The organism is Fluoribacter gormanii (assembly GCF_900156395.1).
In the GTDB taxonomy this organism is placed as follows: domain Bacteria; phylum Pseudomonadota; class Gammaproteobacteria; order Legionellales; family Legionellaceae; genus Legionella; species Legionella gormanii.
Genome location: NZ_FTNL01000003.1, coordinates 193,136 through 199,701 on the forward strand (window position 1 = coordinate 193,136; position 6,566 = coordinate 199,701).

Sequence of the window (6,566 nt, forward strand, 5' to 3'; positions counted from 1 at the left end):
TTATGGCTTACATGAGGCTGTTTGCATCGACAGACATACGGCCAGTAACTCAGTGGCTTCACTTTCATATAGCTTATTCATTAAAAGCTCATTATCTAATATGTCACTAATCACATTAGGACGACTAGTGTAAATCTCAGTTAAGTTATCAGCCGTAAGCCACTTATTAAACTCACAACCCAAAATAACACTCGCTGCTTTATCATTATATTTGGCAAGGGCAACCAAAGTGGTGCCAAAACCATTTGCTTTTACAAATTCTAAAAATTTATTGGGATTGCCTGCCACAGCCCGCACCAGGGCAACAACTATATTCGGATGGGCAATCATAAGCTTTTCCAGATGCTGAAGATTAATTGCAGGATGTTGTACAATTATAACGGCAATACTAGGCTCTTTCTCAAGAATACCAGGATACGTATTTATAAGTGCCATAATATCGTTCAGCCCTAATCTCTTAATCAATTCCAATTGATTTAAAATAGTTTTCGCGATTTTCTCATTGGATAATGCAAGTTGAGTTAATTCCTGAGCGTCAAATTGAACAGCAAATTTTGTATTTCTAAAAATAGTTGCGATTGCTTCAGGATTCGTTTTAGCCTGCTCTAGTAACCGATTTACAGCTCTTTTATTGAGCTCACTTTGACTTATATTTAGATTGCTATTGTTATTATTGGGATCAGTAGTCAGGAATGACGTGAATATAGAATTTTTAACTGTATTCGATGTTAATTTTTTGATAATTTCCATCTGTTTGACAATGTCACTTCTGCTCTCACCTTCAATATGAATTTCAGTTGCCTTTTGAAAGAAACGAGTAACTAAATGCTTGAGCGAAGGAACCCTATTTTGTTGAACAGCATGTATTAAACGTTCCAAGCGCTCTTTAAATGCTGAGTTTTCAGAGATTTTTTGGTTTTCGCTTACAGCTACTTGAAATATGAAATCGATGAATAAAGGCTTAAGAGAACGATTTTTAAGCTGTTCAAGAAGCTCATTTTGAATTTTATCTAAAGCAACAATGTCACGTTTATCTATCGCTCTCTTCAAGAAATAAATGAGATTGTATGGAAATGATAAAGACGGGGTATCACCTAAAAAGGATACCAGGTTCTGGTTTTGGGAAATTTGATAGACAAGATTTAAAGCAACTGGAACAGGAATTAACGCAAAAACCTGGGGTAATTGGGCCCGTATCTTATCGCTCTTAAATAATCTTTCACACATAAAGCTGTTAATATTAGCTTGTTCTACCCTGGTGCTTAATTGAGCTTGATTTTTATGAGTGATGTCCCACATAAAACCATGGAATTCTACGGTTATAGTATGGCGAATTAATTTCTGTACACTATCCTTAATTAATGGATATTCTTCAGAACCCCTATATATCCCGGGTTTTAATTCAAAACAATATCCATCATAAGTACAGAGTGAATCACTTGAACGCCAATAATCTTTTGCCCATTCAAGTTCATTGCCTCGATTTCTTCCATTATGCATACTCACAATAAACAATAGATCGCTCAGTTTCTTATTATCAATAATAATCTGCTTAAAGAGTTCATGGTCTTTAAGAACTCGAGAAAATAATTGCGCAGCACACTCTTCAGATAAAATTTGCAAAATTTCAATGAGCTCAGATAAGTTGTTAATTCGTAGTTTCAAAAAATCGCTATCGGATGCAACAAAGTCCTTCGCCAGTTTATACAATTCTTCTTGAGAAAAGATTGCGCTACATTCCCCATAAAATTTTATGAAACTTATCATTTCATCTTTTTTTAAAAGACGTTCCCATAATTTTTCTAGGACAAGAGGCAGCAATTCATTTTTTCGAGCCTCTTGTAAGAATTTATCTTCTTTAATTGTTTTTGCAAGTTCAAGTAGTTCTGAAATAGAATCACAATGTTCAATACCTTTTTCAATCAACCTATTACAAACCCAAAAATTCTGTCTTGCAAATTGAATTAATTCTTTCTTTGTTCCAACAAGTTCACTAAATCTCTGCCGACTAAGACTAATCACTTTTTCAATAAAGCTTTTTTTATATTCGGAATCCGTCGTAAAATCTTCATCAAGGAATTCTAGAAAATTTTGAACATTAACTCTATTTTTAAAAAAACTATCAAATTCATTCTGATGATCTAAAACGTATTGAAATAATACATGCGCTGCATCGTCATCGAGGCACAAAAGTGTTTCCCGCAAATCATAGCTAGTAGGAATAAGACTTTGAAATAACTCTTGATCAGCAAGAACATGCTCTATTATTCTGGCTGCAGCACTGTTAGAAATAGATGAACTCAACAAATCTCTTAACAATTCACCTTCTGAAATTATATCGATAAAATCAGAATGGCTGAGTAGTTGAGAAACAAGTTCTTCCTTTTCGCCCTCTGCTAAATTGTCTACTAATTCCATTAAAGTTTTTGCATCTTGAACATCATTACCTACTTCATTAATAGTTAACCGCATTGAATTTCCCTAACCAAAGATAAAAAGGCTGCGAAGGATACATTAATATGAACTAAAAAACCATTGTAAGAACAATATGGTTACCTCAACTGCAATTGATTCTAAAAAAGGAAAACATTACAAAACCGTCTGAAAAAATTGGAGCAATTGATTGAGCAATATCAAAGTGAAATTTCCAGGCTAGATAACCAACTAGGTGATGCCAGCCTTTATGAAGACAATACGCAACAAAATAAACTGAATCAATTGTTACAAAAACGCACCATTATTCACTCTTCATAAAATCAGGCTGATGAAAATGGCTAGAAATTAGTAGTTGCCTGGATGATTTCTAGAAGCAGTTTGTAGTATCAAGTAATTAGTTTCAAAGCATTCTGAATAATACGTCATCCCGAAACCAGTGAGGGATCTCCAATATATAGCTTGAATAAAAATTCGGAGACCCTTCATTGATAACTCCTCATGATGACGTGGTTTCTGGTTCAGAGTATGACGCAGATACGAACTATTACACGCAATGTTCAACAGAGTACAATAAGTAATAACTAAGAATTATTATAAATTCCAGCGGCGACCTTGCTAACATCTTTCTGGATTTGAAAAGCATCATCAATCGTTTCCATAGGCGTGTTAGATACTGCAATAATAAACACAAGCAAATGGCCGTTTTTGGCTTCAATATATCCCGATAATGCTTCTGAAAAAGAATAAAAACGTTGGTTAGCAAAATCATATGATATCGATGTGCCTGTTTTCCCATGAATTTTTCCTACTGCAGGAATATTCTGAGCTGCTTTAGCTAGGCTTCCATCCACACCAAGTATGGGTAGTGCATCATAGAAAAGTTTAAATTGGCTTTCAGGTAGCTTATGCATATAAGTTAATAACCCAATAGCAGCCTTGGGAAGAAGTCTGTTGGTATCTCCTCCAGCGCCGTCACCGAATACAAACTCATTTTTAGTTAATCCTACTGTATCAATTAAAAATTTCGCAATATGAGGCAGACCTTGAGCAAATGATGTTTCATTATTGTGTTGGGCCAATAAAAGCGGTAATAAATCGGCTCCTATGTTATGACTTAATTTTAAAATGATTTTAACGTATTCAGAAAAGGGTGGAGAAATATATTGTGCAATAGGCGAAAGTCGATTATAGATGTCAGCATCTGGTAACTGGCTATTTTTATTATCGAACTGTACGACAATACCTTGTTGTTTTAATGCTGCGATAAACGCCTGTCTGGCAAAAGGCGCGGGTTTAGAAATAGGAGCTACTCTCAACACCTCTCCTGCATTAGCGGCAATTTGCCCTTTTATTGTCAATCGGGTGTCATCGTTACTTGTTGAGGTTTCAATATCAGTTTTTTCACCATCACCTACAGTTACAACCTGATTATCAATATAATATCCAGGGGCTTGGGGACGCCATTTTATTGAGGCTTTCTGCCCCACAGTGGTAGGTTTAATTTGAAAATCAAATAGATTCTCATTAATCATAATTGGGGAAATTGTATAATTGCGTACATATGCTGTTTTGAATAAGCGGTTATCCACCAATACATCACCATTAATTTGTTTAATCCCTTTGGCTTTAATTTGCTTGGCAAGACTAATCAATCCATTAAGTGGGTTTTCGGGAGTAATGGCTGCGCCCGGTAAATCATTGGCATAAATATGGTCGATGTACCCATACGAAAGCTTATCGTCATGAACACGGCCGCCTAATTCTAAATCTCCTTTGCCGACGAGAATTAAATTGCCGTTTAACGTGTTATTCACTTGTTGCCCAATAAAATAAACCGGTGTTTTAAAGCGGTAATCATAACCTAAAACATTCAGAGCGGCTGCTGAAGAAAATAATTTGGTTACAGAGGCTGGCATTAATAAATGGTTAGCATTTAATTGATAAATGGTTTCCTGGGTATTTAAATCGTTCACTTCAATCCACCATTGTGCATTTTGATAACGTGGCTGGTGCATGACATTGAGTACTTCCTTAGGCAACGATTGATTCGCATTGGATGAAGTAGATGATAAGAAAATAAAAAGAGAGGTGATTGTGTTGAAAAATATTTTTATTGTTTTTTGTTTAATTTGCACAGTAGATTCCCTGTTTTCCTAATAATCCTTGAGAATAAGTTCTCAGATATCAATCATTATATCAAGTCTCTTAGAATTTCTTTTTCAACGTTGTTAAAGATTTGTATTATTACTTTAATATACAGAACATGATCGGTTCTATGGCTTCATTTCGGATAGGTAAGGCTCCAAATTTTTTCAATATAAATTTTTTTTCGACAATTTCTGTCGGATCTGCGGCCCGGTCTTGAGATCTTTCTTTTTATAATAGTTGATAGAAAACACCGACTGAGCGTTCATCTTTCATGTTCTGATGCAGATCTTCCTCTTGGATATCACATAGTTAAAAGAGTTTTTGGTAGCACCTCCACATCATGATTCGACTCCTGAGACTGCTGATATTGCATATGCTTTATATAGTGAATTCTGCGTGCCAAGGATCCTGTGTGATTGAAATCCTTTTGCATTTCAATCTCTTGAAGCTTATCCAATAAATCACCAATGCTGGTGCTATTTTGCACAATTTGATTTACCTTATCCACATGATGACGCCTCCAGTGAAAAGTAAAAATAAGTGAAGCCCTCGGGCTGCAACTGGTATTTTTAGTGTAATCATTTAAAAGATTCTGTGCATTCTCAAATAAATCATTTGAGCAGCAAAGATCATCATAACTAGCTGGGAAGTACTCTTTTTTTCTGTAATCATCCAGATTTATTGTTCTTTTTGATATATTACTGAAAACGTCCATATGGTTAGGGACAGTAAGCGTTTTTACAGAAACAGGTAATCTGATAATCAAATCGTGTAATACCTTATTATCAATAACGAGATTTTTTTGTGAGTCCCCTCCTAAAAGAGAAATTTCTTTTAAATGATTTGGAAAATTGCTAAAAAATCGAATCAGTTCTTCGTGAGTGCAATTTTCAATGATATCAGCATTAATCGTAAAATGTGTAACCTGTTCTGGAATAGCCTGTATTACTTCTTCTGGATTGTTCCATTTATGTTTGACATCAAAATGAACCTGAGTAATAAACTTAGGGAGTTGTTGTAAATAGTTGATACAATCCTTTTTAGATTGCTCAGCTATCGATGTTAAATAGGGATAGTTAAACACAGAATGCAAAAACATAATCGATGAGAATTTAGGGGGAAACTTACTTAAATTATCAGCCATTTCCGAGCTTGTTATAATGATATCCGGTCTTTTGATGCTCAAAGCATCGACTAAATCAAACGCTTCTCCCAGAAGCTCCTCTGTTATTTCCGTTTCTTCTTCTATAAGACAATCAACCCAACCTCTACCCCATCCATCAGGTTTCATCTTTAAATTTCTTCCTTTTATTTCAGAAGTATTTTTAGCACCTTTAACTTTAAATAATATGACGCCCATGTTAACTCCAATTGCTCAGATGTAGTTAAGAGGAAGCAAGTGAGAAATTCGTTGAAAAGTTGGTTACATGATTTGCTTCGCCGAATTAAAGTCTCCAGAAAAAGTTATTTGCTTTTTCGTATTCTTTGCCACAGCGACAAACCCGTTTAATGATTAAAACTAAGTGATGCACTAGTTCTCTAACTGTCCATAACGAGAAGATAGGTCGTTGGGATTATTATACTATTAATATATTAAATTAATATTAAGTTCATTTATAAAAATTGATAAACGCATTGCCTCAAATTACCTGTTGCCGAAGCCGAAGCCAGATAAGCATATAAATTGCATCGTTGCCTCAATATCACTGTTGCCGAAGGAGGGAGAATGGCATGGGAGAATTGAGGATGGATTTATATTTAAAAACACAACGTTGGCGTTATCGCTGTGGTAATCGTGCTGTAAAAAAACGTATGTTGGATGAGTTTTGCGAAACCCATGGTTATCATCGTAAAGCTGCAGCTAGGTTATTAAGGCAGTTACCCATCGCTGATAAAAAACCTAAAAAACCAGGCAAAAAGAAAATTTATGACCCTAGTATATTATTGGAGCCGCTTAAAAAGATTTGGCTTGCTACGGATCA

The 6,566-nt window shown here is 35.1% G+C and carries 4 protein-coding genes and 1 pseudogene; 2 read left to right on the forward strand and 3 right to left on the reverse strand.

Annotated features, from left to right (window positions below; all coding sequences use genetic code 11):
- Complete coding sequence (locus BW930_RS03610; protein ID WP_058469187.1) at positions 1–2,472, reverse strand: hypothetical protein; 2,472 nt, start codon at positions 2,470–2,472, stop codon at positions 1–3.
- Positions 2,473–2,619: 147 nt separating this feature from the next.
- Here BW930_RS03610 and BW930_RS17425 point away from each other — a divergent pair, with 147 nt between their 5' ends.
- The gene (locus BW930_RS17425) at positions 2,620–2,754 is read left to right on the forward strand and encodes a hypothetical protein (protein WP_274519391.1); all 135 of its coding nucleotides are present in this window, start codon (positions 2,620–2,622) and stop codon (positions 2,752–2,754) included.
- 263 nt (positions 2,755–3,017) lie between these two features.
- On the opposite strand, the gene dacB is transcribed toward BW930_RS17425, so the two are convergent.
- Complete coding sequence (gene dacB / locus BW930_RS03615) at positions 3,018–4,571, reverse strand: D-alanyl-D-alanine carboxypeptidase/D-alanyl-D-alanine endopeptidase (protein ID WP_058469188.1); 1,554 nt, start codon at positions 4,569–4,571, stop codon at positions 3,018–3,020.
- 314 nt (positions 4,572–4,885) lie between these two features.
- Positions 4,886–5,944, reverse strand: coding sequence for a DUF5617 domain-containing protein (locus BW930_RS03620; protein WP_058469189.1), 1,059 nt, complete (start codon positions 5,942–5,944; stop codon positions 4,886–4,888).
- A gap of 371 nt (positions 5,945–6,315) precedes the next feature.
- On the opposite strand from BW930_RS03620, the pseudogene BW930_RS03625 reads away from it, so the two are divergent.
- Positions 6,316–6,566, forward strand: a pseudogene (locus BW930_RS03625) (integrase); the annotation flags it as partial.

What these genes read in the sequence shown, in the direction of transcription:
- BW930_RS03610 (WP_058469187.1), bottom strand. Translation starts at nt 2,472, where the DNA reads ATGCGGTTAACTATTAATGAAGTAGGTAATGATGTTCAAGATGCAAAA.
- BW930_RS03620 (WP_058469189.1), bottom strand. Translation starts at nt 5,944, where the DNA reads ATGGGCGTCATATTATTTAAAGTTAAAGGTGCTAAAAATACTTCTGAA.